Consider the following 2158-nt stretch of genomic DNA (forward strand, 5'->3'; position numbering starts at 1 on the left):
AATTAGGTGGGAATTACACTGCTCGTAGCCTCCTACTAATTATCGTTTCACTTTATATAGTTTAGAGTTTTGTAAATCTTTACTTATTAAACCCGTAATAATATTTTGTTTTCTCAATACATAAGCCGAATTTTAAATTATTACCCAATAATATAATACCTCTCATACTATTTATTAGTTGATAATAACAAAAAAACAAGCTTTGAATATAATAATGAAAAAGGAGATGTTAAATAATGGGTTATATTGTAGATATTTCGAAATGGAATGGCGACATTAACTGGGATATCGCAGCACCACAATTAGATTTCGTAATTGCACGTGTGCAAGATGGTTCAAACTATGTAGATCCTTTATATAAAAATTATGTACAAGCAATGAAAGCAAGGAATATTCCGTTTGGTAATTATGCGTTCTGTCGTTTCGTTTCAGTAGAGGATGCACGGATAGAAGCAAGAGACTTTTGGAACCGTGGTGATAAAAATGCAACAGTTTGGGTAGCTGACGTAGAAGTAAGAACAATGAACGATATGAGAGCGGGTGCACAAGCTTTTATTGATGAATTATTTGTATGGATTCCTCGTTATGGTGGTAACAAACCGGCGTATCCATGTGATATTTGGCAATACACAGAGACAGGCAATGTGGCTGGTATCGGCAAGTGTGATTTAAATAAGCTGATTGGAAATAAGCCGTTAGCTTGGTTTACAAATCAAATTGTTGAGCCGATAAAAAAACAAGAAGGGGTTGGAATTATAGTGAATAAATATAGCAAAGTAGTTACTTATGAATTTGGTGTAAATTTAATTTCTGACATGATTCAAATGATGGATAAGCTTGGATATACTTCTAAAATAATATCTCGTGGAGATAACCAAGGGCTTGTGTATTTCGAAACAGATTATCGTCAAGGGAACGAACTGGACAAAGCAACTGCTTGGTTAGATATGAAAGGAATTAAATATTTTTATACAAAAGAGTAGTTTGCAAAAATAAGAGCCGTCATGTGACGGTTTTTATTTTTATTTAATCTTTTAACTCTACTTATAATATGGAGAAAATAGACTAATAAACAAGCCTTTGTATACTTTCAAACATAGAATATGATGAATTCTATCAAGGAGGAAGCATATTTATGAGAAATACTTGTCATTGTGGACATTTTCAAGATTGTAATAAATTTTGGGATGATTTAATGTTTGGGAGATGTAGATGTAAGCGCAATGATTTTCACGAGTGTTGTTGCAAAGAGAAACCGAAGTGTGAGTGTGAAAAATGTCATTGTAAAACAAAAGCGAAATGCCATTGTAGGCATGAAGAGGAAGGGTATTAATAATAAAAAAGAGTACGATGCGTACTCTTTTTTTGGGTGATTATATTCCATCTTGAACAGATTTCTTTACAATTACCCATGTGTCTTTCTTTTTAACCGTTATAGCTACATTAGTTCCATTAGATTCCTTATAAAAGATATATCCATTGTTTGAGTTTACATATGTAACTGGTTCACCTATGCAATCTCGCGAGCAGGATTTGTTGACTAGTTCAATTAAGGATAGTTCACTTGGATCGGTTTTACTGGCTTCTATAACAGCATCAAGGCTTGTTTTTCGATAACCTTGCAAGTTTATATGAAAAAGCTGCTCTATTTCTCCTGTAATGCTAGTGTTCATTACTTCTACTGAATTCTTTTTTTCTTGAAGAAAGCCGTTTTCATAAAGTAATTTTGTATAGCCAATCCATGCTATTAACACTAGCATGAAAAACATACCCGTCATTTTAAGTATTCGAAGTCGTTTGCTTATAATTGTTTCTGAGTATTTCATTCACTCTAATCCTCCAATGTTTTTAATTTAAAATATGCTTGGATACATACTTTTAGAAGAGGATGAAAGTTAATGAGTTTTTAATAAAAAAGAAAACATCCAGGGTTAGATGCTTTCTTTTTTTGGTATTTTTGGCTATCTGTTAGTTACTTGTTTCATAAGTAGTCTTATTTCTTTAACTGGTGGTTTCTTATCATAGGCATCAACGTAAGAAAAGTAATAGTTTAAGTTTCTTAGAAGACCTTTTCCTATTTTTGTACTTAAGAAAGGAAAGACTTGTCCGGTATAATCATCGAGAGATTTACAGTAATATTTTTCATCTAAATATATAC

At 32.2% G+C, this 2158-nt stretch carries 3 protein-coding genes and 1 pseudogene; 2 read left to right on the forward strand and 2 right to left on the reverse strand.

The genetic code is table 11. The annotated features are described in order from the left end of the window. Positions 1–236: 236 nt before the first annotated feature. Both ABWK52_RS16340 and ABWK52_RS16345 read left to right on the forward strand, forming a co-directional pair. A complete protein-coding gene (locus ABWK52_RS16340) occupies positions 237–983 on the forward strand; it encodes an N-acetylmuramoyl-L-alanine amidase C-terminal domain-containing protein (RefSeq protein WP_353772003.1) in 747 nt (248 codons plus the stop codon). Positions 984–1199: 216 nt separating this feature from the next. Beyond that, positions 1200–1373 carry a hypothetical protein gene (locus tag ABWK52_RS16345; RefSeq protein ID WP_000503011.1) on the forward strand — a complete coding sequence of 58 codons (174 nt, stop codon included), beginning with the start codon at positions 1200–1202 and terminating at the stop codon, positions 1371–1373. Here the strand turns inward: ABWK52_RS16345 and ABWK52_RS16350 are convergent, their stop codons facing one another. Beyond that, positions 1374–1826 carry a hypothetical protein gene (locus ABWK52_RS16350; RefSeq protein ID WP_000877572.1) on the reverse strand — a complete coding sequence of 151 codons (453 nt, stop codon included), beginning with the start codon at positions 1824–1826 and terminating at the stop codon, positions 1374–1376. A 135-nt stretch (positions 1827–1961) separates the two neighbouring features. After that, positions 1962–2158, reverse strand: a pseudogene (locus tag ABWK52_RS16355) (cytoplasmic protein); the annotation flags it as partial.

The organism is Bacillus sp. AP50 (genome assembly GCF_040492675.1).
Classification (GTDB): Bacteria; Bacillota; Bacilli; order Bacillales; family Bacillaceae_G; genus Bacillus_A; species Bacillus_A cereus.

Bases quoted from the DNA above. Each gene is read 5' to 3' on its own strand.
- ABWK52_RS16350 (WP_000877572.1), bottom strand. From the start codon at position 1,826: ATGAAATACTCAGAAACAATTATAAGCAAACGACTTCGAATACTTAAA.
- ABWK52_RS16340 (WP_353772003.1), top strand. From the start codon at position 237: ATGGGTTATATTGTAGATATTTCGAAATGGAATGGCGACATTAACTGG.